Annotated in this window: 21 protein-coding genes; 11 read left to right on the top strand and 10 right to left on the bottom strand. The window is 72.0% G+C overall.

Annotation, left to right across the window (positions count from 1 at the left end; translation table 11 throughout):
• Positions 1-49: 49 nt before the first annotated feature.
• Both ACIBAF_RS34930 and ACIBAF_RS34925 read right to left on the bottom strand, forming a co-directional pair.
• Positions 50-1,966: a phosphatase PAP2 family protein gene (locus tag ACIBAF_RS34930; RefSeq protein ID WP_399468230.1), complete on the bottom strand. Its 1,917-nt coding sequence runs from the start codon at positions 1,964-1,966 to the stop codon at positions 50-52.
• 190 nt (positions 1,967-2,156) lie between these two features.
• Complete coding sequence (locus ACIBAF_RS34925) at positions 2,157-3,065, bottom strand: N-acetylglucosamine kinase (protein WP_399468229.1); 909 nt, start codon at positions 3,063-3,065, stop codon at positions 2,157-2,159.
• A 332-nt stretch (positions 3,066-3,397) separates the two neighbouring features.
• On the opposite strand from ACIBAF_RS34925, the gene ACIBAF_RS34920 reads away from it, so the two are divergent.
• The 6 genes from ACIBAF_RS34920 (at position 3,398) to ACIBAF_RS34895 (ending at position 11,672) form a co-directional block, all read left to right on the top strand.
• Entirely contained in the window at positions 3,398-4,531 is a 1,134-nt protein-coding gene (locus ACIBAF_RS34920; RefSeq protein ID WP_399468271.1) for an ROK family protein, read from the top strand.
• A 279-nt stretch (positions 4,532-4,810) separates the two neighbouring features.
• Positions 4,811-6,133, top strand: coding sequence for an ABC transporter substrate-binding protein (locus ACIBAF_RS34915; RefSeq protein ID WP_399468228.1), 1,323 nt, complete (start codon positions 4,811-4,813; stop codon positions 6,131-6,133).
• 124 nt (positions 6,134-6,257) lie between these two features.
• Positions 6,258-7,169, top strand: coding sequence for a carbohydrate ABC transporter permease (locus ACIBAF_RS34910; protein WP_399468227.1), 912 nt, complete (start codon positions 6,258-6,260; stop codon positions 7,167-7,169).
• Positions 7,166-8,068, top strand: coding sequence for a carbohydrate ABC transporter permease (locus ACIBAF_RS34905; protein ID WP_399468226.1), 903 nt, complete (start codon positions 7,166-7,168; stop codon positions 8,066-8,068). Before ACIBAF_RS34910 ends, ACIBAF_RS34905 begins: the two co-directional genes overlap by 4 nt.
• Before the next feature lie 2 nt (positions 8,069-8,070).
• Positions 8,071-9,789 (top strand): hypothetical protein, encoded by a 1,719-nt coding sequence (locus ACIBAF_RS34900; protein WP_399468225.1) that lies wholly within the window; start codon positions 8,071-8,073, stop codon positions 9,787-9,789.
• 50 nt (positions 9,790-9,839) lie between these two features.
• Positions 9,840-11,672, top strand: a complete 1,833-nt coding sequence (locus ACIBAF_RS34895) for a hypothetical protein (RefSeq protein ID WP_399468224.1) — start codon at positions 9,840-9,842, stop codon at positions 11,670-11,672.
• Here the strand turns inward: ACIBAF_RS34895 and ACIBAF_RS34890 are convergent.
• Positions 11,662-12,309 (bottom strand): nucleoside/nucleotide kinase family protein, encoded by a 648-nt coding sequence (locus tag ACIBAF_RS34890; protein ID WP_399468223.1) that lies wholly within the window; start codon positions 12,307-12,309, stop codon positions 11,662-11,664. The genes ACIBAF_RS34895 and ACIBAF_RS34890 overlap by 11 nt on opposite strands.
• 56 nt (positions 12,310-12,365) lie before the next feature.
• Here ACIBAF_RS34890 and ACIBAF_RS34885 point away from each other — a divergent pair, with 56 nt between their 5' ends.
• The 3 genes from ACIBAF_RS34885 (at position 12,366) to prcB (ending at position 15,362) form a co-directional block, all read left to right on the top strand.
• Entirely contained in the window at positions 12,366-12,761 is a 396-nt protein-coding gene (locus tag ACIBAF_RS34885) for a nuclear transport factor 2 family protein (RefSeq protein ID WP_399468269.1), read from the top strand.
• Positions 12,762-12,909: 148 nt separating this feature from the next.
• Positions 12,910-14,403, top strand: coding sequence for a hypothetical protein (locus tag ACIBAF_RS34880; RefSeq protein WP_399468222.1), 1,494 nt, complete (start codon positions 12,910-12,912; stop codon positions 14,401-14,403).
• A gap of 104 nt (positions 14,404-14,507) precedes the next feature.
• The gene (gene prcB / locus ACIBAF_RS34875) at positions 14,508-15,362 is read left to right on the top strand and encodes a proteasome subunit beta (protein ID WP_399468221.1); all 855 of its coding nucleotides are present in this window, start codon (positions 14,508-14,510) and stop codon (positions 15,360-15,362) included.
• Between the two features lie 24 nt (positions 15,363-15,386).
• On the opposite strand, the gene ACIBAF_RS34870 is transcribed toward prcB, so the two are convergent.
• Entirely contained in the window at positions 15,387-16,172 is a 786-nt protein-coding gene (locus ACIBAF_RS34870; protein ID WP_399468220.1) for a DUF5995 family protein, read from the bottom strand.
• A gap of 102 nt (positions 16,173-16,274) precedes the next feature.
• Positions 16,275-17,210, bottom strand: coding sequence for a LysR family transcriptional regulator (locus ACIBAF_RS34865; RefSeq protein ID WP_399468219.1), 936 nt, complete (start codon positions 17,208-17,210; stop codon positions 16,275-16,277).
• 134 nt (positions 17,211-17,344) lie between these two features.
• On the opposite strand from ACIBAF_RS34865, the gene ACIBAF_RS34860 reads away from it, so the two are divergent.
• On the top strand, positions 17,345-18,589 hold the full coding sequence (locus tag ACIBAF_RS34860; protein WP_399468218.1) for an MFS transporter: 1,245 nt from the start codon (positions 17,345-17,347) through the stop codon (positions 18,587-18,589).
• 59 nt (positions 18,590-18,648) lie between these two features.
• On the opposite strand, the gene ACIBAF_RS34855 is transcribed toward ACIBAF_RS34860, so the two are convergent.
• The 4 genes from ACIBAF_RS34855 to ACIBAF_RS34840 form a co-directional block, all read right to left on the bottom strand.
• Complete coding sequence (locus ACIBAF_RS34855; RefSeq protein ID WP_399468217.1) at positions 18,649-19,608, bottom strand: hypothetical protein; 960 nt, start codon at positions 19,606-19,608, stop codon at positions 18,649-18,651.
• Between the two features lie 11 nt (positions 19,609-19,619).
• On the bottom strand, positions 19,620-21,092 hold the full coding sequence (locus tag ACIBAF_RS34850; protein ID WP_399468216.1) for an APC family permease: 1,473 nt from the start codon (positions 21,090-21,092) through the stop codon (positions 19,620-19,622).
• A 292-nt stretch (positions 21,093-21,384) separates the two neighbouring features.
• On the bottom strand, positions 21,385-22,788 hold the full coding sequence (gene sthA / locus ACIBAF_RS34845) for a Si-specific NAD(P)(+) transhydrogenase (RefSeq protein ID WP_399468215.1): 1,404 nt from the start codon (positions 22,786-22,788) through the stop codon (positions 21,385-21,387).
• A gap of 81 nt (positions 22,789-22,869) precedes the next feature.
• A complete protein-coding gene (locus ACIBAF_RS34840; RefSeq protein WP_399468213.1) occupies positions 22,870-23,076 on the bottom strand; it encodes a hypothetical protein in 207 nt (68 codons plus the stop codon).
• Between the two features lie 158 nt (positions 23,077-23,234).
• On the opposite strand from ACIBAF_RS34840, the gene ACIBAF_RS34835 reads away from it, so the two are divergent.
• A complete protein-coding gene (locus ACIBAF_RS34835) occupies positions 23,235-25,475 on the top strand; it encodes an MMPL family transporter (protein WP_399468212.1) in 2,241 nt (746 codons plus the stop codon).
• Here ACIBAF_RS34835 and ACIBAF_RS34830 read toward each other — a convergent pair.
• Positions 25,435-26,523: a PP2C family protein-serine/threonine phosphatase gene (locus ACIBAF_RS34830; protein WP_399468211.1), complete on the bottom strand. Its 1,089-nt coding sequence runs from the start codon at positions 26,521-26,523 to the stop codon at positions 25,435-25,437. The genes ACIBAF_RS34835 and ACIBAF_RS34830 overlap by 41 nt on opposite strands.
• Positions 26,524-26,659: the final 136 nt, after the last annotated feature.

Raw genomic sequence — 26,659 nt, 5'->3', positions numbered from 1 at the left:
GGAGCAGCCTCATGGGCCTACTCTGCATCAGCTCCCGCCACTCGGGGCGTTACCGCTTCAGGAGTCGTACCGACAGACCGTCTGCCGTGTACACGGGTACGGCCCGCAGGCGGTCGGAGTTCAGCTCGACGCGGTCGAACTGACCGCGCAGCGCGCAGGCGTCGATCACCGGGACGGTCGTCCCCGCGGCCGGCGGCTGCTCGGCGTCGAGGCGCAGCGTCAGCACCGAGCCCCGGTCGAGCCGGACCCGCCCGGACACGGTGAGGACGGGCCCGTGGTGTCCACGCAGCGTCAGATCCAGCACCGCCCCGGACTCCTGGGCCCATGCGCCGCGCACCCGCACCGGCGCGTCCGCGCGCAGCGTGCCGCCGGCCAGCCGCACATCGCCCTGGCCGAGGGCGTTCGCGTGCCCGGCGACGAGCACGCCCTCCTCCACCACGGTGCCGCCGTGGTAGCGGTTGTGGCCGGTCAGGGTCAGTGTGCCGGTGCCGCGCTTGGTGAGGCCGCCCTCGCCCTCGATGTCGTTGCGCCAGGCGTCGGCCGCCTGGAAGCCGCCCTTGGACGCGTCCAGGGTGACCGTGACGTCGGAGTCGAAGGCGCCGTAGCCGTCCGCCGCCGCGAACAGGTTGAGCCGGCCCCACTGCTCGAAGCCGTCCAGCAGGACGTACCCGGAGGGCAGCGCGGTGGTGCGCAGCACCTCACGGCGCTGGGCCGCGGTGAGGTAGGGCTGCCGGGTCTCCAGCAGCACCTCGGCGCCCTTGGGCACGGCGAGGGGCTGCCGGCGGCCCTCCCGGTCGAGGACATAGGTCAGCCGGGGGAGCGCCGCACGCTCGTTGGCCTCGCGGTCGGCGTAGGCGTCGCCGGCGTCGGAGTGGGCGTAGGCGTACAGGGTGTCGGCGGTCGTGCCGGTCTTGGCCTGGAAGTAGGCGAGGGCCTGGGCGCGGGCGGCGGCCTTCAGGTCGGCGTTGGCCGGGTCGGCGAGCGTGGCGGCGGCGAGGGCGGTGGCCATGATGCGGCCGCCGATGACGTCCACCGTGGAGTGCATGCCGGACATGATCCGGGTGTGGCTGAGCTCCAGGGCGCGGGTCACCAGTTCCTGGAACCGCTCGGGCACGGCGTACGCGAACGCCAGCGACGCCAGGTGGAAGGCGTTGGTGTGGCCGCTGGGGAAGCCGCCGTCGTCGGTCGGCGAGGCGCCGCGCTGGCGCAGCAGCTGGGGTACCACGACCACCTGCGAGTCGTACACCGGGAAGCCGAGCGCGTCGGTCCTGCCGGTGTCGACGATCTCGCTGTTCTCGTTCATGCGCCACGGACGCGGGTACTGGAAGGCGTACTTGCCCGGGTTGCCGGAGGCGAACGGGCCGCGCACGGTGTCCACCAGCTTGGCGACCAGGCCCAGGTCGGAGGTGTAGGAGCCGGCGCCTGTCGCGGAACCGGCGGGCGCGCCGGCGGGCACGGCGTCGTCGATCTTGGCGGCGGGGGTGGTGTCGGGCGCGCTGGTGATCGAGGTGACCGCCTTGGCGCCGGCCTTGTACAGGTCCGCCAGCGGGCCCAGGCCGCCGATCATCGCGTAGCTCTGGTGCTGGCGGTCGTAGACGAACGCCTCCCTGCCCTGCGCCTCCGTGCGGGAGCGGGTCACGGCGATGCAGTAGCGCATGTTGGCGCGCAGGACGTCGGGCCGCAGCGGGGTGCCGGTGTTCCAGGCCGAGCCGGTCTTCCACACCTGCGCGAAGCCGCCGAGGACCCGCACCACGGCGTTGGTCTCCGCCGTGAGGTTGGCCATGACGTTCGTCTTGTAGTCGTCGACGAACGGGAGCGGCGCGGTGGCGGCCTTGGCGTCCGCTGCGCCCAGCCAGGAGACCAGCGTCGGAGCGGCGACCAGAGCCGCCGAGCCACCGAAGGAGACCTTCAGAAAACGCCTTCTGTTCACGGCCGAGGGGGAGCTGAGCCCGGCGGATGACGGCATGGGTGTGCCTCTCTCGAGTTCTACGGCCGTGAGGCCAGAGGGGAGGTGCGATCATGTGCGGCTCGTGGGCCTTGTGTTGACCCGTGAGCCGGATGACGCGTACGAGCGAAGATCTACGGCCGGGCTGTGTCTCTTCTGCGATGGCCCGGCGACCGGTACATGGCGTGCAGGTGAACGTGAGACCGGCGGCTCACAGAAGCGAACGCGCCAGCGCCACCGCGCCCTCGACGGGGGCCGCGGTGAGCGGTTGCGGCCGGGCCCCCGGCACGGCGTCGGCGAGCGCGGCGGTGAACGCCTCGTACAGCGCGGGCTGGCCGAGCACCGTACCGCCGGCCACGACCACGTCGTCGACCGGGACCCCGCGCGCGGCGAGCCGGCCGACGAGCGACGCGAGCGCGGAGCCGGCCTCGGCGATCACGGTCCGGGCGAGCGCGGAGCCCTCGGCGGCGGCCGCGAAGACGACGGGGGCGTGCCGTCCCCACTCGGCGGAGACGTCCGTGGCGCTCTCCAGGGCCGCGCCGAGCGCCTGGACCTCGGGCACGCCGAAGGAGGCGACCAGGCCGAGCGCGAGGGCGTCGGGCTTCTCGCCCCGGTCGTGCGCGGCCCACACGGCCCGGGCCGCCTCGCGGACCAGGCCTGCGGCGCCGCCCTCGTCGCCGAGGACCGCGCCCCAGCCGCCCACCTGGACGGGCGCGCCGTCGGGCAGTCGGCCCACGGCCACCGAACCGGTGCCGGCGACGAGACCGACGCCCTTGTCCAGTCCGGCGGCGGGAACGAGCAACTCGGCGTCGCCCACGATGCAGGTGGCAACGCCGAGCAGTTCCTGAAGCGCGACACGGATCCGTGCGCACTGAAGGGGGGTCTCGCAGGCGTGCGCCCCCACGGCGAGCGCGGCGGGGTGCGCGGCCTCCGGCAGCACCTCACGGACGAGGGCGGCCAGCCAGTGCGCGGCGGCGGCCGGGTCGTGCGGCCGCCAGCCGCTGCTGGCACGGACGTGGTCGGACACGACGTCGTCGCCCGCGGTGGCGCGCAGGTGCGTCTTGGTACCGCCCACGTCGATGCCGACCACAAGGGGGCGCGAAGGGGGAGAGTCCTGCACGGATCCTCTTTCGTCGATGCGTCGAGCTGCAACGGCGGGCGAACCGTGACCGAAGGAAAGGCGAGCCTGGATGAACTCTTGAGCGAACTAGGGAAGCCCCGGGACGGGCTTCTGACGAACACGGCAGGCGTATACCGTGAAGTTCGTTAGGAAGTTAACTAACGAAGTACAGTGCGTCAAGAGGAATCGCGCACTCGACCACCGTCAGGCCCGTCCGGGCCGCCGCGGGGCGGGAACGCGCGACGTCGGAGCATCCCATCGCCGCAGCCAGCCGAGCCGATCGGCGGGGCGCGCGGCCCTGTACCCGTGTGGGGGAAACTGTGGAACTCGACGTGGTGGACGCCCCCCGCCTGACCGAGAGCGCGAGCGCCGTGTTCGCCGTGCTGGCCCAGGCGGGCAGCGCGACCCGGCCGCAGCTCGCGAGCCTCGCGGGACTGTCCAAGCCGACGGTGTCCTCCGCCGTGGCGGAACTGGAGGCAGCCGGGCTCGCCGCGCACTCCGGGACCGCCTCCAGCGGCACCGGCCGCTCCGCCGCGGTCTACTGCCTCGGGCCGGCCGCCGGCGCCGTGCTGGCCGTGGACCTGGGCCCGGCTCTCACCCGGGTCCGGGGCTGCGCCCTGGACGGCGGGCTGCTCGCCGAGGCGACGGCCTCCCGCAAGGACGCCGCCGAGGCCGTGCGCGAGGCGCTCGACGCGCTGCCCCCTGGCGTTCCGCTGCGCTCCATCGTCGTCGCCGTCGGCGACGTCGCCGCGCGGGACCGCCAGGGCAGCGGTATGCGTCCCGCGACCGCCAAAGCAGGCCCGGTCTTCGACGCCATGGCCGTCGCGCTGCCGCCGGGCGTGCCCGTCCACCTGGAGAACAACGTCAACTGCGCGGCCCTCGCCGAACTGCACGAGGGCGCCGCCCGGGGCCGCCACACCTTCGGCTATCTGCGGATCGGCGTGGGCATCGGTCTCGGCATCGTCGTCGGGGGACAGGTGCTGCGCGGATCGAACGGGGCCGCCGGCGAGCTGGCCCGGCTGCCCTATCCCTGGGACGACGACCGTGAGCCGCGCCAGGAGGCCCTGGAGGAGTACATCGGGGCCCGCTCCCTGCTGCGCCGGGCCAGGGAGGCCTGGGAGGCCGCGGACGGGCCGTGCCCGCGCACCACCGAACGGCTCTTCGCCCTCGCGGGGGAGGGCAGAGCCACGGCCGGCGCCGTCGTCGGCCGCCATGCCGCGGACGTGGGCCGGCTCGCCGCCGCCGTGACGGCCGTGCTGGACCCGGGGCTCATCGTGCTCGGGGGCAGCACCGGCGCGGATCCGCGGCTCCTGCCCGGGGTGCGGGCCGAGCTCGCCCGGCTGAGCTGGCCCACCGAGGTGGTCAGCAGCACGGTCGGCGATTCCGGCACCGTCGTGGGGGCCGCGCGGCTCGCGGTCGCCCGGGGAGTCCAAACCGTGACCGAGACCGCGCGGGCTAAGGATTGACGGCCTCCGACTCGGTCTGCCAATGTCCGGACAAGCGCTTTCTAAGTCGGTCGGGACACCGGCTTGGGGTGAGCGTCCCGCCGGTACACCAAGATGTACGGCAGCTACGCGAGGGCGTACTCGCGAGGCGACGGCCCAGAGGCCGGGGATCGCACCCGAAGGAACGACGCGGCCGGGCGAGGCCGCGCCCCCCGGAAAGCGAACCTTCCTGCAAAATGCACCCGTGCCGCCTCGATCGGCGCCGTGCTCCGTCCCCCCTACGACGAAAAGGGATCGAAGATGACCAGTGTGGGTGTGCGGCGCTCCCGCCGACTCGGCCGCGGCGGCATACGCCGGGTGATTCCCCTCGCTGCCGTGGCCACGGCAGGCGCCCTGTTGCTCTCGGCCTGCGGGTCGGGCGGCAGCTCGGGCGGGACCTCCAAGTCGCTGACGTTCTGGATCTCCACGGTTCCGGGACAGGACGCGGGCTGGAAGAAGCTCGTGGCGCAGTACAAGAAGGAAGCCGGCGTCGACGTCAAGCTCGTCAACATTCCCTACGACGGCTACGCGACGAAGCTGAAGAACGCCGCGCAGGCGAACTCCCTGCCCGACGTGGCGGCCGTGCCGGCGCTGGACCCGATCTGGTCGAGCAAGCTGATCGACCTCAAGTCCATCGCCGAGAACAAGACCAACAAGATCAACGCGAACTTCATCGCCAAGGACTCCTCCGGGAAGGTGCTGGCCATCCCCTCGGACGTCACCGCGTCCGGCATGTTCATCAACGAGACGCTGTTCAAGAAGGCCGGCGTCGCCTTCCCGACCTCGCCCGACAAGACCTGGACCTGGACCGACTTCATCAAGGCGGCGAACACCGTCCGGGAGAAGACCGGCGCCAAGTACTCGCTGACGTTCGACCAGTCGCCGTCCCGGCTGCGCGCCATGGTGTACGAGATGGGCGGGAAGTACGTCCACGCGGACTCCTCCGGCAAGTTCTCGGCGGACGACGCCACCAAGAAGGCCGTGAACTACTTCGTCGGACTGAACGACGACAAGACCATGCCGAAGTCGGTGTGGACCAGCGGCGCCGACCCGTCGGCCATGTTCCAGAGCGGTGACGTGGTCGCCTACTGGTCCGGCGTGTGGCAGGTCGCCTCCTTCGCGGAGAGCATCAAGAAGTTCGACTGGGCGAGCGTCCCGACCCCCGCCCAGCCGGTGCAGGCCAGTGACGTCAACAGCGGCGGCCTGATGGTGGGCTTCAACAACAACGGCGACGCGGCCACCGCCGCGACCAAGTTCATGTCCTGGCTCTACGAGCCGGACCACTACCGCGTGCTGTGCGAGACGTCCGGCTTCCTGCCGGTCGAGAGCGGACTCGACCCGAAGTACCCCTTCACCTCGGAGGCGGCGCAGGCGGCGTTCAAGCTGTACAACGAGGAGATCCCGCTCTACGCCCCGATCTCCGGCTACTTCAACGGCGCGCAGACGAACTGGGTGCTGAAGGGCAAGAGCCTCACCGAGGACCCGACCAAGACGGAGCTCGGCAAGGCGATCAACGGCCAGCAGTCGGCCGACAAGGCCCTGGAGAACATCGTGGCCGGCTACAACCAGCAGGTCGGCGGCTGAGCCCAGGCCGACGGGCCCGGGCGGCGGGGTCGAGACACCGCCGCCCGGTCTCCGGCGTCCCCACGATGCCCGGCTCATGGCGTGAGCCCACAGCAATCCAATCCACCAGCACGGAGTCAGGAAGATGACAAAACGCGCCTCGGACGTGTCCGTGAGCCCGCCCAGGAGACGCAACAAGTACGTCGTCGCGCCCCTCGTCCTCATCGCGGCCAATGTCGTGCTCTTCGCGCTGTTCTTCGTCTGGCCGGCGGTGATCGGGCTCGTCTACTCCTTCACGAACTACACGGGCGTGGGGGCGTTCCAGTTCATCGGGCTGGACAACTACCACAACCTGTTCGGGGACTCCACCTTCTACGACGCGCTGACGCGGACGCTGCTGTACGCCGTGCTCTTCGTGCCGCTGAACTTCGTGCTCTCGCTGCTCGCCGCCAACCTGGTGGTGAGCAAGCACGCCAAGGGCGCGTCGGTCGCCCGCGTCATCTTCTTCATCCCGTGGCTTCTGTCGCCCATCGTCGTGGGCGTCCTGTGGCGGTGGCTGTTCGGTGAGAACTTCGGACTGGTCAACTACGTCATCGAGAAGCTCGGCGGAAGTGCCGTTCCGTGGCAGTCGAACGCGGACCTGTCGCTGATCGTGGTGGTGATGGCGGCGTCCTGGGCCTGGACGGGTTTCTCGATGCTGCTGTTCATCGCGGCGATCAAGAACGTACCGGTGTCGTACTACGAGGCGGCTTCGCTCGACGGCGCCGGCCCGTGGCGCCAGTTCTTCAGCATCACGCTGCCGAGCATCGCGCCCACCTCGTTCATCGTCATCCTGCTCAACACGATCAACGCGATGAAGGAATACCCGGTGTTCGTCGCCCTCAACAACGGCGGACCCGGCACCTCGAACAACCTGCTCGTCCAGTACATCTATGAGACGGGCTTCAAACGGGGCCAGATCGGCTACGCGAGCGCCGCGTCGTTCGTGCTCATGCTCATCCTGATGGCCGTCGCGATCATCCAGCTGATCGTCAACCGGCGGGTGGAGAACCGATGACAACCACAGACATGCCGCGCCCGGCCGACGCCGGTCCCGGACGAGCCGTCTCCAAGAAGCGGCCCCGCAGGGCGGCCACCGGTGGGCTCCGCCAGGCGGTGTCCGCGACGACACTGCTGTGGATCATGGCGTGCCTGTACGGGCTGCCGGTGCTGTGGTTCATCCTCAGCTCCTTCAAGCCGTCCAGCGACCTGTTCTCCTATCCGCTGACGCTGGTTCCGCACAACCCCACCCTGTCGGGTTTCAAGGCGGCGTGGGACAGCGCCAACTTCTCCCAGTACTTCATCAACACGGCCATCGTGTGCGTGATCACGACGATCCTCACGGTGGGAGTCAGCTGCTGCACGGGGTACGCGCTGGCCAAGTACGACAACAGGTGGCTCAAGTTCTTCTTCATCTGCATCCTGGCCACCACGATGCTGCCGTCCGAGGTCATGCTCGCCCCTGAGTTCCTGGTGGTCCGCAACCTCGGCCTCTACAACTCGTTCGCCGGCATCATCCTCCCGGCCGTGCTCACCGCGACCGGATGCTTCATGTTCCGCCAGTTCTTCCTGACGGTTCCCGACGAACTCGTGGAGGCCGCACGCATCGACGGCGCCCGCGAACTGTCGATCTTCCTGCGGATCATGGTGCCGCTCTCCCGGCCGATCATGCTGACCCTCGCCATCCTGTCCTTCCAGTGGCGGTGGAACGACTACATCTGGCCGCTGCTGATGCTCAACGACCCCAACAAGTTCACCGTGCAGATCGGCATCCAGAGCATCGTCGGCGCGCAGAACATCAACTGGTCGGTACTGCTCGGCGCATCGGTCATCTCCATGATCCCGCTGATCGCCGTCTTCCTGGTCTTCCAGCGCTACGTCATGGGCGCCGACATCAACGCCGGACTGAAGGACTGACCTTGTCCACCCCGCTCGACCACGAGTTCGTCCGCGCGGCGGCCCGCGCCGCCGACCGGCCGGCCGCCCCGCTGGCGGCCGGCCCCGACGAGCAACGCGCCGGTGTGACCCACCGCGCTCTGGCACGCCGGGTGAAGACGCTGGTCGCGGCATACCGTTCCCCGGACTCCGCACTGCACGGCAGCAGGCAGGCCGTCGCCGCCGCGATGACCCACGTCCGCGCCCTGCGGGCCGCACAGACCGCCACCGGCCTCTTCGCCGGCGGCGACAACGTGCAGTCACCGCCGGACTCCGCGTTCACCGTCAACGACGTGTGCGACGCGCACGTCCTCGCCGCCGGCGCGGGGCCGGAACTGCAGGACGTCACGGCCGCGCTCGCCGAGATCGCCGACGCCGCCACCGGCGCTCTCCTGACCGGTGGGGTGCACACCCCGAACCACCGCTGGGAGCTGTGCGCGGCGCTGGCCCGGCTGCACCGGTCGTTCCCCGACGACCGGCTGCTCGACCGCGTCGAGGGGTGGCTCGCGGAGGGCGTCGACATCGACGCGGAGGGCCTGTACTCGGAACGCAGCGCCGTCTACGCGGCCCTCGTGTCCAACCCCGCCCTGCTCCTGCTGGCCGATGTGCTCGGCCGCGACGACCTGCGGGACGCCGTCGAACGCAACCTCGCCACCACCTTGGACCTCATCAGGCCGGACGGCACGGTGGAGACCGTCCACTCGCGACGCCAGGACCAGAACCACCCGTTCCCGCTGGCGCCCTACCTGCCGCACTACCGGCTGCTCGCGATCCGCACCGGCCGGGGCGACTTCAGCCGGGCGGCGCGGCTGGCGGCCGCCGGCGGCATCGACGACCCCGACCTGCTGGCCGAGACCCTCCTCACCCCGGACCTGTGCCGCGTCCTGCCGGCACCGGCCGAGGAGACACTCCCGCGCGACCGGTACCTGACCACCGCGCGCCTCGCCGTACACGCCTCGGCCACCGCGCACACGGTGGTGTACGGCGGCTCCGACGTGCCCGAGCACCGGCGCATCCGCTCGGGCCTCGCCTGCAATCCCACCTTCCTGCGCCTGTTCGCCGGCGACGCCGTCCTCGACGCGGTCCGCCTCTCGCGGGGGTTCTTCGACCTGGGCCCGTTCCGCGCCGCCGGCATGCAGCAGCCCGCCGACCACCGGTACCGGCTCACGGAAACCCTGACGGCCTCCTACTACCAGCCGCTGCCGCCGGACCATCGACGGGACGACGGCGTCTACCGGCTGGTGGACGAAGGACGCTTCTCGGCCGCGATGGCCTTCCCCGACCGGCCTCGGGACGAGGTCTCCCACACGACCCGCGTCGAGGCAGACCTGCGGGAGGACGGCGCCGACCTGCGGATCGACATCAGCGGACCACGGGTGCCCTGGGCCCTCGAACTGACCTTCCGGCCGGGTGGCGTGCCGACGGGCGCCGTACCGATCGGCGACGGGCGCTGGTGCCTGACGACCGGGCCGATGACCTACCGGGTCGGTGACGACGAGATCCGGATCGAGGCCGACGTCGAGGCGGGCGAACCGCTGGCCGGGCCGGACCGCAGCGACGTACTGCGGTACGACCCGGGGCAGGACCACACCGTGGTGGGCGGCACCGACGCGACGACCGGGAACCGCGTCTACCTCGGTGGGCTCGGCCCGCACACACTGACCGTCGCACTGCGCGCCCGCCGGCCCGCACCTGTCGTCTGACCCGACGAACCACGCCATGGCCACCTCCGGCATGAAGGGCTGATCCACCCGTGCACCTCCTCCACCAGCGCGGCCCGCTGCACGACCTCCCGGACACCCAGGAGGCGTACGACACCGTCCTGGCCGACGTCGTCGAGCAGGCTCTGGCCCGGCTCACGCCGGAGGGCAATCTCGAACACCCCGACTGCGTCGATGACATCGGCGACACCTCGCTCGGCATCACCTCGCTGCTGGCACTCGCCTGGCAGCGGGCGAAGGACCCGCGGCTGCCGGCGGCGGTGGGCCGCAGCCTCGCCTTCCACCTGCGCGACCGGGTCTACCGCGAGGACAACCCCGGCTACCCGAACCTGCGGATCCGCAACTCCGGTCTGCCGTACGCCCGTTACACCCTGGCGGCCGGCGCGCACCCCATCGGCGACTGGCCGAGCACGGTGTGGGCACTGCTCCAGGCCGTCAACGTCCTCGACACGGCCGACGGCCTGGTCGACGAAGACCAGCGCGCCGAACTGCTGGACGTGGCGCGCGGCTACTGGAGCTGGCTGACCGAGGCGACCTTCTTCAACCCGCAGGAGGCGGGCAACCAGGCGATCGGGTGTGTGGTCGGCGGCCTGATGCTCGCGCGTCAGCTGCCCGAGGCCGAGGGCGCGAAGGTCCGCGCGCGGGCCCTGGAGCTGTACTCCGACGAGATCCGCGCCCACCGGGTCCGCGACCGGGGCGCCCTGCTGCCCCCCGAGCACGGCGGCGCCTACGACAACAACTACGGCCCGATCTCCCTCTCCTTCCTCGCCCAGGCCCACCGGGTCAGCGGCGAGGAGGTCTTCGCCGAGGACGGCGACGCGCTCGCCCGCTACATCGACGCCCGCCTCACCGGCGGCGGCTTCGACAACGGCGGCCCCCGCTACAGCGAACAGCACTCCGCCTTCGAGTCCGTCCTCGGCCTGCGCTACTTCGGCGCCCGCATCGGCGCCGACCTCGGCCGCTACCGGGGCGACAGCCGCTGGGCCCGATACGCGGCGAAGGCCGACGGCGGGGTCGACGGGCACTTCGCGTGGATGCTGGTCTGGCAGATCCAGGACACCACGCCCTGGCGCCGCGAGCCCTCCTCCCGGACCGCACGGCACCAACTGCGGGCCGGCACGGTCTCGGTGGCCTTCGACGACCGGATGACCCCGGCGGTGATCGAGGCGGCCGGCGCCTACCTCCTGCCCGCAGCGGTGGACCGCCGGCACGGCTTCGGACCCGTCGCCGACGGCTTCCTGCTGTGCCGCCCCATGGGCGAGGTCCGGGTGCGCGACGTCCGCGCCGACGGCCTCACCGCCAAGCTCGTCACCAAGCCGGTCGTCGGCCGCGACCACGTCCTGCGCCACGTACGCTCCCTGTACGTCACCGACGGCGCCACCCTGTGGACGACCGTCGCCGTGGAACGCCTCGACGGCACGCCGTACCTGCTGGCCGGCCTGCCGTACGCCGAGGACGACGGCGACCGGGTCCGGCGTACGGCGCACGCGGCCGTCTCCTCGGCGGGCGCCCTGCGTCTCACGCACCCGGAGGCACAGGGGCCGGAACACTTCGACGCCCGCGCCGAACTCACCCAGGAACAGGCCGCCTTCGCCCTCGCCGCCGACCCGCGCGGCTACGGCGACCCGGACGAGGGCTGGCGCCACCTGGTCAGCTCGACCGCCCTGGAGGCGGGACCGGTCGCCGACGCACCGGACGACCTGCACGTCTTCGCCGTGCGGTACGGCGCCGAGGAGCCGTTCACGGTGGCGGTCGAGCGGGGCGAGCAGGGGCTGACCCTGCGCACGGACGCCTTCACCGCCGTCCTCGGACCGGACGACGCGCACGCCGAGCCGCAGCTGACGCTCCGCGCGGTCAGTCGCTGACGGTCAGGGTGACCACCAGATCCGCCCGGTCCCGGGTCGCCGCCACCAGCTCGGCGTTGCGCTGGTCGGTGCCCAGGACCCAGGCCACCGCCTCCTGGTGCTCCTTGCCGAACTCCTCGTGGCGGGCGACCAGCCGCCGGATGCGCTCGTCCTCCGCCGGCGCGCAGAACCACACCTCGTCCAGCGCGGCCCGCACGCGCCTCCACGCGCCCGTGTCCAGCAGCAGGTAGTTGCCCTCCGTCACGATCAGCCGGGCCGTCGGCGGCACCGGCACCGCGCCGGCGACCGGCTGCTCCAGGACCCGCTCGAAGCCCGGTGCGTACACGACGTCGTCGCCGTCGCTCTCCTCCCGCAGCCGGCGCAGCAGGGCCGCGTACCCGGCCGCGTCGAAGGTGTCGGGCGCGCCCTTGCGGTCCCGGCGGCCGAGGCGGTCCAGTTCGGCGTCGGCGAGGTGGAAACCGTCCATCGGGACATGCGCGACCCACGGGTCCCCGGCCCCGTTCAGCTCCCGCACCAGGCGCTCGGCGAGGGTCGTCTTGCCCGCGCCGGGGCTGCCGGTGACGCCCAGGAGCGCGCGTCGGCGACGGTCCCCGGCGAGGGCGCGGGCGCGTATGAGCAGGTCGTCGAAAGTGAGCACACAGCAGAGTGTCGCAGTCTCCTGGAAGGAGACCCGTGAGCGAGAGGAGGACGACCGTGTCCGACGACGAGACGCAGATCCGCGCGCTGATCACCCGCTGGGCCGACGCCGTCCACCGGGGCGACCTCGACACCGTCCTCGACCAGCATGCGGAGGACCTCGTGATGTACGACGTGCCGGCGCCCCACGAGGGCATCCGGGGTCTGGCCGCCTACCGGGCGACCTGGCCGCCGTTCTTCGTCTGGCAGGCCCAGGGCGCCCGCTTCGACATCGACACGCTCGACGTCACCGCCGGTCACGACGTCGCCTTCGCGCACGCCCTGCTGCGCTGCGGCACGCCCGAGGAGCTCGCCGCATGCCCCTCGCTGCGGCTGCGGCTCACCTTCGGCCTGCGCAAGGAGCGCGGCCGCTGGCTGATCGCCCACGAGCACCACTCCTTCCCGCACGACTGACGCCGAGGACGAGGCGAGAGGCGCACGCCACCCTGCACGCCCGACCGGTGCGGGTTAGTTTGTCCCTGTTTTTCGGTTTTTCGGCAATTGGGTTATCCGGTTATTCGGTTATCCGCGTTTCACCGGAGCTCGGGTGAGGGGACGGACGATGGCCAACGGCGCGAACGCCCTGCTCGCCGGCAGACGACGACGCGTACCCGCGGGCGGGCCCGGCAGGCCGTGGCGAACGCGCGGCCACTGGCTGCTCGCGGCGGTGGCCGGCGTCTTCACCCTGGCCCAACTGCTCCTGGTCCGCCCGGGCATGGGCCTCGGCTGGGACGAGACGGTGTACGTCAGCCAGGTCGCCGCCCAGGCGCCGCCGGCCTTCTTCAGCGCGCCACGCGCCCGAGGGGTCACCCTGCTGGTGGCGCCGGTGACGTCCTGGTCGACGTCGACGGAGCTGCTGAGGATCTACCTGGCCCTCGCGTCGGGCGTCGGCCTGTACCTCGCCCTGCGCGTGTGGCGCGGCCTGTTCCCGGCCCGCGTCGTGGCGGTCGCCGGCGCGCTCTTCGCCTCGCTGTGGGTGACCCTGTTCTACGGGCCGCAGGCCATGCCCAACTACTGGGTCGCCCTCGGCGGCCTGGCCTGCGTCGGCTGCTTCCTGCGGGCCCGCACCGGCCGCCCCGACCGGGCGGCCCTGTGGGGCGTCGCCGCGGGCGCCTCGCTGATGGCGTGGATGCGGCCCTCCGACGCCGTGTGGCTGTCCTCGCCGCTTCTCGTGCCGGCGGCCGTCCGCCACCGCCGCATCGCGCTCGCGCTCCTGGCGGGGCTCGCCACGGGCATCGGACCGTGGGTGATCGAGGCGTACGCCGCGTACGGCGGCCTCGGGCGGCGGCTGTCCGACGCCTCCCGCATCCAGGGCGGACTGGGCTGGCACCTCGCCGTCGACGACCAGCTGCGCGCTCTCGTCGGGCGGACCCTGTGCCGCCCGTGCACCGGAGCCCTGCCGGATCCGGCGGTCATGGCCTGGTGGTTCGTCCTGCCGGCGCTCGCGGGCGCCGGACTCGTGGTCGCGGTACGAGCCCGGCGCACCGCACCCACGCTGCTCCCGCTGGCCTGCGCCACGACGGCCGCCGTCCCCTATCTGTTCCTGATCGGCTACGCCGCCCCGCGCTTCCTGCTGCCCGCCTACGCACTGCTCGCGATCCCGGTCGCCGACGCGCTGCTGCACCTGGTCACCCGGCCGGACGGCCGCCCACGTCCGATCGTCGCGTCCCTGGCCGCGCTCGCGCTCGCCGGCCACCTGGCCGTGCAGTACGCCGTCCTGGACCGCACCGTGGACCGCACCACCAGGAACCACCGCGACTGGGCCCGCGCCGCCGCACAACTGCACCGGCTCGGCGTCCGCCCGCCCTGTCTGCTCACCGGACACGAGGCGGTCCCCGTCGCCTTCTACACCGGCTGCTCCTCGGCCAGCACGCGCGGCCACAACGCCGACACCACCGAGGCGGCGATCCTGCGCAGCGCCCGCCGGATGCCCGTCGCCGCCCTCACCCGGCCGGGCGATCCGCCCCCTGCCTACGCCCGCGCCTGGGAATCCCACCACGTGGGCCGCCTGGACCTGCACATCGCACCGACGGCGCGCGGGCACCGGGCGGCATGACGTCGGCTTCCGGCCATCGGCCTCTGTGAGTCGTACACGTGTTTCCCGGTCGTCCGGCGCAGGTAGGTAGTGGGGTGTCGGAGGCGACGGCGAGGGGGAGCGGCATGGCGGAGAGCGGAACCGACGGACGGCCCGCGGACCAGTTCTTCACGGTGGGCGGCTCGTCCTTCCGTGACTTCCTGGCGGCGCACCGACCCGAACTGCTGCCCACGCGCCCACCGTTCCCCGACGGCGTCCGGGCCGCCCCGGACAGCTTCCCGCACGGCACGACCGTGCTGGCCCTCGCCTACCGCGACGGCGTGCTGATCGCCGGTGACCGCCGGGCCACCATGGGCAACCTCATCGCGCAGCGCGACCTGGAGAAGGTGCACCCGGCGGACGACCTCACCGCCGTCGCCTTCGCCGGCAGCGTCGGCCTCGCCCTGGACATGGTGAAGCTGTACCAGGTCGAACTCACGCACTTCGAGAAGGTCGAGGGCGTCCCCATGACCCTCGGCGCGAAGGCGCGCCGGCTCGCCACCATGATCCGGCAGAACCTCGACCAGGCCATGCAGGGCCTCGCCGTCGTCCCGCTCCTCGCCGGCTACGACACCGCCGCCGCCCCGGGCGCCCGGGGCCGCATCTTCAGCTTCGACGTGGCCGGCGGCCTGTACGAGAAGTCGCCCTTCCACGCCGAGGGCTCCGGCTCCCCGTACGCCCGAGGGTCGCTGAAGAAGCTGTACCGCGCCGGCATGTCCCGGCGCGAGGCGGCGCTGGCCGCGCTCCAGGCGCTGTACGACGCGGCCGACGACGACTCCGCCACCGGCGGCCCCGACCTCAACCGCCGTATCTTCCCGATCGTCTCGGTCATCACCGAGGAGGGCTTCGAGCGGCTGCCCGAGTCGGAGACGGAGCAGCTCAGCCGCGAGGTGGTCGACCGGCGCCGCAGCAGCCCGGACGGCCCGAACGCCCCTGTGTGACACCCCTGGCCGATCCGCCGGGCCTCACGCCGTCTCCTGCCGGGCGGAGGGTCGCTCCATGGCGTCGTCCAGGTGGGCGATGACGGCCGGCACGTCGTCGCTCTCGGTGCTCCGGATCAGCTCCAGGGCCGGCCGGACGAGGCCGCCCGGCCGGGCGATCAACCGTGCGAGAACGGCGGCCCGGACATCGAGCCGCTCGATGGCGGCCTCGCGTTCCGCTTCGCTCTGGCCGGCGAGCAGGACGGCGTTGTACCACGCCTCCTCGCGGGACTGACGGACACTGAAGTCGAGGATCCGCTCGTCGGTGCGGGCGCCGACCTGGTCCAGCAGGGACAGGAGCGGCGACACGGCGCCGACCGAGTCCTCCACCACCAGCACCACCCGCGCCAGGATGTCGTTGATCAGCAGAAAGTCGCGCCGCAACGCGTGGATGGCCTCGCCGGGGCTGGTCCGCGCGGCGGCGACGGCCAGGTCGAGGTTGATGTGCGCGTTCACACCGAGCAGCAGGTGCTGGACGATGACGGTGTCGGCGTCGTCGAGCAGCCCGAACGCCGCACGCCAGCAACGCGGCCCGCTCCGGTCACGACGCCAGGCGTCGTACGCGTCGAAGTAGCGGTTGCCGAAGTGCGTGTCGAAACGGTCCATTCGGGCGCCGTCGTCGAACTGCCCCGCGTGAACGGCCGCCCGGACCTGGACGGTCACCTGCCGGTACAGCGCCGCGAAGTACCCCACCCGGTCACCGGCGCGGCCGGCCTCCCGCACGATCCCGGCAAGCCCGTCCACGACATCGTCGATGTTCTCCGCCGCCATGCCTGACTCCCCTCTCCCGGCTCCTCGTTCGGCCCGCGCCCCGGCTGCGGTGCGCTGCGCTGCGCCGACCACAGTCCCGTCCTACCACTGACGCGGCGGCGTTCAGCGCGGAATCACCCAGTCCGGCGTCCAGGTCCCGGCGGCGTCGTGGTCGGCCGCCGTCGCGGCGAGGTGGGAGCGGAGGACGGTCAGCGCCGGGTGGGGGTTGTCGCGGCGCCAGAGGAGCGAGTGCGGGTAGACGGGTGTCGGGTCGGTCACCGGGATGCGGCGCAGGCCGTGGCCGGAGGGCCAGACGAGTCGGGTCTGCTCGCTCATGAAGGTGGCCAGGGCCGGGGTGTCGGCGACGGTGTCGAGGAGCGCGTCGGAGCCGAAGTTGGGGCCGGTCGCCTCGATGGTGAGGCCGAACTCGGCGACGAGATCGTCGTAGTAGGCGGCCCACTCGGTTCCGGGGACGATGCCGGGCATCCAGATCCGGTGCCCGACGAGTTCGGCGACGGTCACCGACCGGGCGCCCGCCAGCGCGTGGGCGGGGCCGGTCAGGAGCTGCAGAGGCTCGTCGAGCACGCGAACGGACTCGATGTCCTCGGGGAGGGGGCGGCCGGGCATGGCGACGGCACGGAAGGACGCGTCGATCTCACCGGACCGGATGGCGGCGACGGCCGCCTCGACGTCGAACAGCCACACCACGTCGAGCTCGATCTCGGGGTGCGCGCGGTGGAAGCCGCGCATCAGGCCCGACGGTGCGACGCGAGAGGCGATCACGTCGACGCGCAGCGGACGGCGGGCGGGGCGCACGGACGCGACCGCGCGCTCGGCGACGCGCAGCAGCTCGCGCGCGTTGGGCAGGAACGCCTGCCCGTCGATGGTGAGTCGGGCGCCGCGCGCGGTGCGGGTGAACAGCCGCACGCCGAGGGTGCGTTCCAGCGCGGCGACGCGCTTGGAGACGGCCTGCTGGGTGACCGCCAGCTCGGCGGCGGCCTCCTGGAACTGTCCCGCGTCGGCGACGGCGACGAAGGTCCGGACGGTGTCGAGGTCCATGTCGCCACCCTAGGGGTACAACCGTCGGTTGTGGCCAGGAGGGCCTGTGGTTGTTTGATCCCTGCACAGGGTGCTCGCTTTGATGCTTCCGATCGCGGATCGGTTGTGCAGGTGAGTGGCGAGGGGTGGCGGGCATGAGGAGCGGGCACCGGCTGGGGCGGCGGTTCGGGTGGCTCTGGGGAGCGTACGGGACCAGCGCGCTCGGCACCTGGCTCGCCTTCGGGGCATTCCCGCTGATCGCCATCCAGGTGCTGCACGCCGGACCGGCCGAGGTCGCCGCGCTCTCCTCCGTGGGGGCTGCGGTCGGTGCGGCCGTGGCGGTGCCGCTCGGCCCGTGGGTGGAGTTCCGCCGCAAGCGGCCGGTGCTGATCGCGATGGACCTGGTGCGGTTCGCGGCGCTGCTGACGGTCCCCGCCGCCTTCGCGCTCGGCGTGCTCACCTTCCTTCACCTTCTGCTGGTCTCGGTCGTCGTCGCGGCGGCCGACATCACCTTCCGCGCCGCGTCCGGCGCGTACCTGAAGACGCTGCTGCCGGCCGAGGACCTGCTCGTCGCCAACGCCCGGTTCGAGTCCACGGCCTGGACGACCACGATCATCGGACCGCCGCTGGGCGGCGCGGCGATCGGGCTCCTCGGTCCGGTGGCGACGGTGGTGGCCGACGCGGTCAGCTACCTGCTCTCGGCCCTGGGCATCCGCGCGATGGGCGGGCCCGAGCCGCGGCCCGAGCCCCGGGCGGCCGAGCGCTTGCGGGCCCGCGACCTGCTCGACGGGTGGCGGTACATCCTCGCCGACGCCACGCTGCGCCCGCTGTTCTTCAACACCGCCTTGTTCAACGCCCTGGTGATGGCCGCCCAGCCGCTGCTCGCCGTCCTGATGCTCGGCCGGCTCGGGTTCTCACCGTGGCAGTACGGCCTCGCCTTCGCCGCGCCCTCGATCGCCGGGCTGCTCGGTTCGCGGCTGGCCCGGCCGCTCGTCACCCGGTTCGGGCAGCACCGGGTCCTGGTCGTGGCCGGGGCGCTGCGCGCCGTCTGGCCCGTCGGCCTGGCCTTCCTGGGGCCCGGCGCCGGCGGGCTGCTGCTGGTGATCGGCGTCGAGCTCGGGCTCATCTTCTGCTGCGGCGTCTTCAACCCGGTCTCCGCCACCTGTCGCCTCGAACGCACGGCGACCGAGCGGGCCGCCCGCACCCTGTCCGCCTGGGCGGTGACGACCAAGGCCTCGACCGCGCTGCTGACGGCCGTCTGGGGCGTCCTGGGCGGCCTGCTCGGCCTGCGCACGGCCATCGGCCTGGCCGGCGTGCTCCTGCTGGCGACCCCGCTGCTGCTCCCCCGCCGCGCGGCAGCGCCCCTCGCCGAGCCGCAGCCGGCGCCCCACCGCGCCTGACGGACCGCCGCCGGCACGGACGATCGGCCCCGCAGGCGACCTGACGCGGGTGTCCGCGCTCAGTCGCGTACCCCCCACTCCTTGCGCCACCGCGCGATCTGCTGGGCCGGGTCTCCCGTGTACGACCAGGGGGTGCGTGTCGCCCGCCGGCCGAGGAGTCCCAGCAGCGGCATCGCCACGTCCGCCACGCCCGCCGAACACGCCGCGTGGGCCAGGTAGTTGACGTCGCGCAGCTCGCCCGGGGCGATGGTGTCCTCCTTGCGGCCCATGATCCAGCGGTCCCAGGTGCGGCGGACGTCGCTGACGGCGCCGTCGTTGTTCCAGTGCTGGCCGAGGCCCACCGACGCGGAACGGCCCTGCGCGGTGTCGAGGGAGTGACGGAACTCCTCGACGCGCGCGTACTGCACCAGCACCGGCAGCGGGCAGCCCGGCGGGGCCACACCGGCCGCGTCCCGGGCGAAGTCGTACATCAGACCGTGCGAGCCGTGCCAGCGGGCGGAGTAGTAGTGCAGGACCTGGAGGTGGCCCTCCATGCTGTAGGGATCCCGCTGGTACAACTCGTCCCACCAGCGGGCCAGTTCCTGTCGGCGCACCCCGGCCGGGTAGAGGCGGGCGACCGAGATCAGCGAGGTCCACGGCGTCGGATCGTCCAGGTACGCCTCGGCCGCCGCCAGACACGCCAGCACGGCGGCGTCGATCCGCGTCTGGTCGATCGGCATGCCCCGGCCCGCGGTGATCGCCAGGTTGAACGCCCTGGCCGTCTCCGTGGCCGCCCGCAGCACCAGCGCGTCGCCGCTGTGCGGCTCGGCGGCCAGCCAGGTCTCCGCCGTCGAACTGCCCGCACAGGCCTGGGCGAGGAGCCGGACCCGGTGACCGCGGGCGAGCCAGTCGGGTCCGGTCGTGTTCAGCAGGTCGCGCAGCCCCTGCCAGCGGCCGATGACGATGTCGTGCCGGGTGGACGAGAGAGGGGCGTCCCCGCAGTCGGGGTCGAAATCGGGAGCGAAACGGTCCCGCGCCATCGGGTTCCTTCTCAGAAGTCGGTGGACAGACCCTCATGGGCGGTGGAGTGCCCGGCCGGATGCCCTTCGGGCACGTAGCCGGCCTCCACGGTCCGTGAGGCGTCCAGCCGGGCGGGCCGGTAGTAGTCGCTGCCCTGCCGCCAGTACCAGAGCATCGGCACCAGTCCGACGGCGAGCCCGCCGATGCCGATGGCGACCGCCGCGGGGTCCAGCTCACCGAGCGACTCCGCGAAGATCCAGAACATGAACAGGGCGCCGAACAGCGGCCACAGCCCGCCGAGGAGGAAGTCGGACACGGATTTCAGCAGGGTGCTGCGGTACGCGACGACCGCGGCCAGGCCCGCCAGCCCGTAGTAGACGGCGATCTGCAGGCCGATCGCCGAGATCGCGTCGGCCAGGATGTCGCCGACCGAGCCCAGCGCGTTGGAGGCGACGAACAGCACCAGCGCCACGCCGCCCACCACGGCGATCGCCACCCAGGGCGTGTTCCACGTGCGGTGCACCCGGCCCAGCGCGGACGGCATCGTACGGTCGCGGCCCATCGCGAACAGCGAGCGCGTGACCTGGATCAGGGTCGTCTCCAGGGTGGCGACGGTCGACAGCATCACCGCCACGATCAGCAGCTTGCCGCCCCAGCCCGGCCACACCTCCTCGCCCAGCGCCGCCAGCACGTTCGCCCCGTTGTCCTCGATCCGCTGCGAGCTGAGGACGACGTTCACCGCGATGGTGAAGACCTCGAACAGCAGGAAGACGATGCCGACGCCGATCAGTCCCGCGAGACCGGTCGTACGGCGGCTGTTGCGGGTCTCCTCGCTGAGGTTGCTGGTGACGTCCCAGCCCCAGTAGTAGAACGCGGCGACCAGCGCGCCCGAGGCGAACCCGGAGACCCCGTGGAAGTGGCTGAACCCGAGCCAGGACCAGTCGAACGGCAGCGCGTTGTCCGTGTGGAAGACGGCGAGCACCGCGAACAGCGCCAGAATCGCCAGCTCCACACCGGACATGATCAGTTGGGCGCGCACGGTGAGCCGGGCCCCGCCGAGCACCACCGCCAGCATCACCAGGAACCAGGCGGCGCCGACGATCGTCGCCAGCGCGGTGTCGTCGGCGAGGCCCTCGTCGAACAGGGCGAGCGTCATCGACCCGGCCGGCAGCGACCCCGCCACCATGAAGATGGTCGCCGAGATCACCAGCGCCCAGCCGCTGATGAAGCCCAGGAAGGGATGGAGCGTGCGCCCCACCCAGGAGTAACTGGCCCCCGCGTTGACGTCGATCCGGCTGAGCCGGCTGAACGCCAGCGCGATGCCCAGCATGGGTATCGCGCAGTACAGCAGGGCCGCCGGACCGGCCAGTCCCACGGCGCCGGCCAGGACCGCCGTGGTGGCGGCGATGGAGTACGCCGGGGCGCTGCCGGCGACCGCCATCACCACCGTGTCGAAGGTGCCCAGGACATTCGCCTGGAGCCCTCTTCCGGTGCTGTTGCTCATGGTTGTGCTGCTTTCCTTCGTGCACGCCGCCCGGGCGGGGACCGCCCGACGGCGTATGGGGGGTGAGGAGTGGAGCAGTGGAGCGCCGCCGCGCGTCGAGAGGGAACGACCTCGGGAAACGTCGGCGGAGAAGAGCGCGCGGAGAGTACCGTTCCAGCACTGCGTCGCCGAACGGTCACACCGAGTGTGCGAGTGACTATAGCCCTACCGCTTGAGCTTTCAAGATTGACGGATGGGTAATGTTCATGACGACCAGGACCTGTCCTGCAGGCCCGCGGGCAGCGCTCGCGGATCAGTCGCCGATCCGGTCCAACTGCCGTAGCCGGTTGGTGGCGTCGAGGGCGGCGACCTTGTACGACTCCGCCAGCGTCGGGTAGTTGAACACCGCGTCGACGAGGTAGTCGACGGTTCCGCCGCAGCCCATCACCGACTGTCCGATGTGGATCAGCTCGGTCGCCCCGGTGCCGAAGCAGTGCACCCCGAGCAGTGTCCGGTCCTCGGGCGAGACCAGCAGCTTCAGCATGCCGTGCGCGTCCCCGATGATCTGCCCGCGGGCCAGTTCCCGGTAGCGGGCGACGCCCACCTCGAACGGCACCCGGTCCTCGGTGAGCTGGTCCTCCGTGCGCCCCACGAAACTGATCTCCGGGATGGTGTAGACGCCGATCGGCTGGAGGTGGTGCATCTGCCCGACGGGCTCGCCGCAGGCGTGGTACGCGGCCGCCCGGCCCTGCTCCATCGCGGTCGCCGCGAGCGCCGGGAAACCGATGACGTCACCGACGGCGTAGATGTGCGGCACCGGCGTGCGGTAGTGCTCGTCGACCTCGATCCGGCCGCGCCGGTCCGCCGCCAACCCGGCCTTGCCCAGGTCGAGTTCATCGGTCAGACCCTGCCGGCCCGCCGAGTACATCACCGCGTCCGCCGGGATCTTCTTGCCGCTCTCCAGCACGGTCAGCGCACCCCGCGGATGCCGCTCCACGGCGGCGACGGTCTCCCCGAACCGGAACGCCACCGCCAGGTCCCGCAGGTGGTACTTGAGCGACTCGATGACCTCGACGTCGCACATGTCGAGCATCCCGGCGCGCTTCTCCACGACCGTCACCTTGCTGCCGAGCGCGGCGAACATGCTCGCGTACTCCATGCCGATCACGCCGGCGCCCACGATCACCATCGACTGCGGAACCCGCTCGATGGTCAGGACGTTGTCGGAGTCGAGGATGGTCCGCCCGTCGAACTCCACGCTGTCCGGCCGCGCCGGCCGCGTCCCGGTGGCGATCACGATGTGCTCGGCGCTGATCAGCCGCTCCTGCCCGGTGATCTCCCGCAGGGCGATCGTGTGGGCGTCGACGAACCGGCCGGTGCCGGCGAACAGGGCGACATGGTTACGGGACAACTGGCTGCGGATGACGTCGATCTCCCGCCCGACCACGTGCTGGGTGCGGGCCGTCAGATCGCCGACGGTGATGTTCTCCTTGAGCCGGTAGCTCTGTCCGTACAGGTCGCGCTGGGTGAGGCCGGTGAGATAGAGCACCGCCTCGCGCAGCGTCTTGGAGGGAATGGTGCCGGTGTGGAGGGAGACCCCGCCGACCATGTCGGAGCGGTCGACGACGGCGACTCGGCGGCCCAGTTTGGCCGCGGCGATGGCGGCCTTCTGACCGCCGGGACCTGATCCGAGGACGAGCATGTCGAAGTCGGGCACCCTCCGCAGTCTGGCAGTGCGAGGGGCCGCCGCGAAAGAGCGCGGCCAAGGGCTGTCCCGCCAGGGACGACGGGACAGCCCTCAGGGCAGCAGCCTCTCGATCGCGCTCTGGCCCTCCTTGTCGATCTTGCGCTTGGCCCACTCGAGATTGCGCGGGGTCAGGTCCCTGCCCGCGGCCAGGACCACGTCCTCCGGCGACACCTCGGTGCCGGTACGCGTGTGGAGCAGGCTGTCCGGGGTGGCGCGGTCCGGGGAGAGCCGGGCGGCGCCGGGCTGTGACGTCGACATGATGTCTGCTCCTCGCGTCCGAAGGGCTGCTTCGGCCCGGTGCGGTCATCGGGTCCACTAACACCATTCATCCTGGCGCCGCACCCTGCAATCCCACGCTGCCCGGAGCAGACGCGTCCGGGATGCTGGGAAGATCGGGCTGGTGTCCAATGGGCGCTATGGCACCCACCACCGCTGGGACACCGCGACGCGGGGGACTGCGCAGGCTCGGTGCCTGGTGCGCCCGACACTTCCTGATCGTCATCATGGCCTGGCTGGTGGCCCTGGTCGCCCTGCAGCTGGTCGACCGCGCCGTCGGCGGCACCTTCGAGGACAACTTCCAGCTCTCGGACACCCAGTCCCAAAAGGGCCTCGACGTCCTGAAGGAGCACGATCCGCAGGCCGGTGGATACAGCGCCCAGATCGTCCTGCACGACGAACAGCCCCTGAGCGCGCTGAGCTCGCAGATGTCCACCACGGTCGGCGACCTGCAGAAGCTGCCCCACGTCCTCTCGGTGCAGAACCCTCTCTCGGTCACCCAGACCAAGGTCGGCCCGGTGTCGAGCGACGGAAAGACCGGATACGTCACTGTCCGCTTCGACGAGCAGCCCAACACCCTCGGCGACGACTACCTGAACGGCGTCGACCAGGCCGTCCAGCCGCTGCGGGCGGCCGGCGCCGACGTCGAGTACGGGGGCACACTCGGCGAACTGGCCCGGCCCAAGGCCAACGACCTCATCAGTGAGGCGATCGGCTTCGCGGTCGCCGTCGTCGTCCTGCTCATCGGCTTCGGCAGCGTCATCGCGGCCGGACTGCCCCTGATCACCGCACTGATCGGGGTCGTCGGCGGACTGGCCATTCTCGGGCTGCTGGCCGCCGCGTTCACCTTCGCGACCGTCTCCCCGACCCTCGCCACCATGATCGGCCTCGGCGTCGGCATCGACTACGCCCTGTTCCTGATCACCCGGCACCGGCAGAACCTGATGAACGGCGCCGACCCCGCCGAGGCCGCCGGACACGCCACCGCCACCAGCGGCCGCGCCGTTCTGGTCTCCGGCACCACCGTGATCATCGCGCTGATGGGCCTGTACGCGTCCGGGGTGTCCTTCATCGGCAAACTCGGCCTCGCCGCCGCCATCACCGTGGTCTCCGCCGTAGTCGGCGCCCTCACCCTCGTCCCCGCCCTGCTCGGCCTCATCGGCCACCACATCGACCGCTGGCACGTGCGCAAGCCCGTCGCCGAGACCGACGCCGAACCGGGCGCCACCCCGCACGGCACCTGGCACCGCTATGCCAAGCGCGTCGAGCGCAGACCCTGGCAGTACCTCGGGGGCGGCGTCGCCGTCATCGCGATCCTCGCCATCCCCGTCTTCTCGATCCAGCTCGGTCACATCGGCGACGGCGCCGACCCGACCTCCTTCACCGACCGGCGGGCCTACGACCTGATGACCGACGCCTTCGGCCCCGGCTCCAACGGGCCCCTCACCGTCGTCGTCGACCAGACGTCCGTCCCCTCCGACAAGCGCTCCGACCTCCAGTCCCAGGCGCAGCAGACCCTCGACGCCGTACCCGACGCGGCCACGGTCACCCCGCTGACGCCTACCCAGGACGGCGACGTCCTGCTCGCCACCGTCTACTCCACCCAGGCCCCGCAGGACGCCGTCACCACCGACCTGACGAACCGGCTCAAGGACACGACCCTGCCCGACGCGGTCTCCGGCTACGACGCCAAGGGCTATGTCACCGGTACCACCGCCGCGCAGGTCGACTTCCGCGACATCGTCGCCAGCCGGCTGCCGCTGATCATCTGCGTGGTCGTCGGCCTCGCCTTCCTGATCATCCTCGCGGTCTTCCGCGGCCTGCTCGTCGCGGTCAAGGCCGCCGTCCTCAACGTCCTGTCCATCACGGCCTCGTACGGTGTCGTCGTCGCCGTCTTCCAGTGGGGCTGGGGCGGCCCCGCGCTCGGCGTCAACGGCGATGTGCCCATCGAGAGCTATGTGCCGATGATGATGTTCGCGATCATCTTCGGCCTCAGCATGGACTACGAGATCTTCCTGCTCTCCCGCGTCCACGAGAACTGGCTGCGCACCGGCGACGCCAAGGACTCCGTCGCCCACGCCCTGGAGATCACCGCCCGGGTCATCACCTGCGCCGCCCTGATCATGGTGAGCGTGTTCGCGGCGTTCATCATCAGCGACAACATCGTCGTCAAGATGCTGGGCCTCGGTCTCGCCGTCAGCGTGCTGATCGACGCCACCGTGGTCCGGCTGCTCATGGTGCCTGCCGTGATGACACTGCTGGGGGAGAAGGCCTGGTGGACCCCGCACTGGCTGGACCGGATCCTGCCGCACATCGACGCCGAGGGCGACGCGGAGACCCTCAGCGCTGCGGACTCCAAGGCGCAAGAACGAGCATCGTGACGTCGTCGCGGACGGCGGGGCAGTGGCGCCGGACGTCGCTCCACACACGGTCGGCCGTCGTCGCCGGGTCGGCGCCGGCGGCGAGGGCGGGCAGCCGGTCCAGGAGCGGGTAGAAGACGCCGTCGGCGTCCCTGGCCTCCGAGACGCCGTCGGAGGCCACGAAGAGGCGGTCGCCGGGGCGCAGCGGCAGGACGAGGGCGGTCAGCGGGGCGTCCTCCATCAGGCCGAGCCCCAGCGGCGTCCACGGGACGACGTCCACCTCCGTGGCCGTGCCGTCGCGCAGCAACACCGGCGCCGGATGCCCGCAGGCCACGATCCGCACGGCGTCCGCGCCCGGGGTGAACTCCAGCAGGACGGCCGTCGCGAACAGCTCGGCGTGCGCGACCCGCGCCGAGTCCACCACCAGCCGCCGGTCCAGGCGGGCGGCCACCGCCTCCAGGGCCGACTGGTCGAGCACCGCCTCCCGGAACGCGCCGAGGAGCGAGGCCACCGTGGCCACCGCCGCCAGCCCGTGCCCCTGCACATCGCCCAGCACCGCCCGCACCCCGTGGGCGCTCTCCCGCACGTCGAAGAAGTCGCCGCCGACGAGCGTCCCGCGCTGCGCCGCCCGGTACAGACCGGCGCAGCGCACCGGACCGACCCGCTCGGGCACCGGCGGCACCAGCGCGTTCTGGGCGGCCTCCGCGATGGTGCGCTCGGTGTCCAGCTGGAGGTCCCGGCGCCGGCGCACGAACGCCACGAACACGCTCAGCACCGCGACGAAAGACACCGTCAGCACATCGGTCTGACCCGGCTGGTCGAGCCGGAACGCGGGCACGTTCAGCATCACGACGACGGCCGCGCCCAACACCCCGGTCGCCACGGGGCCGTACGACAGCACGGCCAGCGGCGGGATCGCGCCCAGCAGAAAGCCGAGGTCCAGCGGGTCGGGGCTGACCAGCGCGGCCACGCACACGCACGCGACCAGGACCAGCGGCAACGCCCGCACCCAGCCGGGCGGCGGCGCGCCCCGCAGCCAGCCCCGCCGTTCCCCGTCGCCTCGTCCCACACCCCCACGCTCCACCCCGGCGCCGGCCGCCGCACGCCGAAAAACCCATGGACGCGATCGAGCAGCGCACCTACTGTGTGACCGCACGCCCGGAAACCCACGGAAGGAGGCGAGCGCCATGAAGTTCACACCCGTC

This window comes from Streptomyces sp. NPDC051677 (assembly GCF_044453465.1).
Lineage (GTDB): Bacteria > Actinomycetota > Actinomycetes > Streptomycetales > Streptomycetaceae > Streptomyces.
The sequence above is the reverse complement of the archived record's forward strand: the minus strand, read 5'-3'. Positions and strand labels throughout refer to the sequence as shown.

What these genes read in the sequence shown, in the direction of transcription:
- ACIBAF_RS34930 (WP_399468230.1), bottom strand. Translation starts at nt 1,966, where the DNA reads ATGCCGTCATCCGCCGGGCTCAGCTCCCCCTCGGCCGTGAACAGAAGG.
- ACIBAF_RS34915 (WP_399468228.1), top strand. Translation starts at nt 4,811, where the DNA reads ATGACCAGTGTGGGTGTGCGGCGCTCCCGCCGACTCGGCCGCGGCGGC.
- ACIBAF_RS34910 (WP_399468227.1), top strand. Translation starts at nt 6,258, where the DNA reads ATGACAAAACGCGCCTCGGACGTGTCCGTGAGCCCGCCCAGGAGACGC.
- ACIBAF_RS34905 (WP_399468226.1), top strand. Translation starts at nt 7,166, where the DNA reads ATGACAACCACAGACATGCCGCGCCCGGCCGACGCCGGTCCCGGACGA.
- ACIBAF_RS34880 (WP_399468222.1), top strand. Translation starts at nt 12,910, where the DNA reads ATGGCCAACGGCGCGAACGCCCTGCTCGCCGGCAGACGACGACGCGTA.
- prcB (WP_399468221.1), top strand. Translation starts at nt 14,508, where the DNA reads ATGGCGGAGAGCGGAACCGACGGACGGCCCGCGGACCAGTTCTTCACG.
- ACIBAF_RS34870 (WP_399468220.1), bottom strand. Translation starts at nt 16,172, where the DNA reads ATGGCGGCGGAGAACATCGACGATGTCGTGGACGGGCTTGCCGGGATC.
- ACIBAF_RS34865 (WP_399468219.1), bottom strand. Translation starts at nt 17,210, where the DNA reads ATGGACCTCGACACCGTCCGGACCTTCGTCGCCGTCGCCGACGCGGGA.
- ACIBAF_RS34860 (WP_399468218.1), top strand. Translation starts at nt 17,345, where the DNA reads ATGAGGAGCGGGCACCGGCTGGGGCGGCGGTTCGGGTGGCTCTGGGGA.
- ACIBAF_RS34855 (WP_399468217.1), bottom strand. Translation starts at nt 19,608, where the DNA reads ATGGCGCGGGACCGTTTCGCTCCCGATTTCGACCCCGACTGCGGGGAC.
- ACIBAF_RS34850 (WP_399468216.1), bottom strand. Translation starts at nt 21,092, where the DNA reads ATGAGCAACAGCACCGGAAGAGGGCTCCAGGCGAATGTCCTGGGCACC.
- ACIBAF_RS34840 (WP_399468213.1), bottom strand. Translation starts at nt 23,076, where the DNA reads ATGTCGACGTCACAGCCCGGCGCCGCCCGGCTCTCCCCGGACCGCGCC.
- ACIBAF_RS34835 (WP_399468212.1), top strand. Translation starts at nt 23,235, where the DNA reads ATGGCACCCACCACCGCTGGGACACCGCGACGCGGGGGACTGCGCAGG.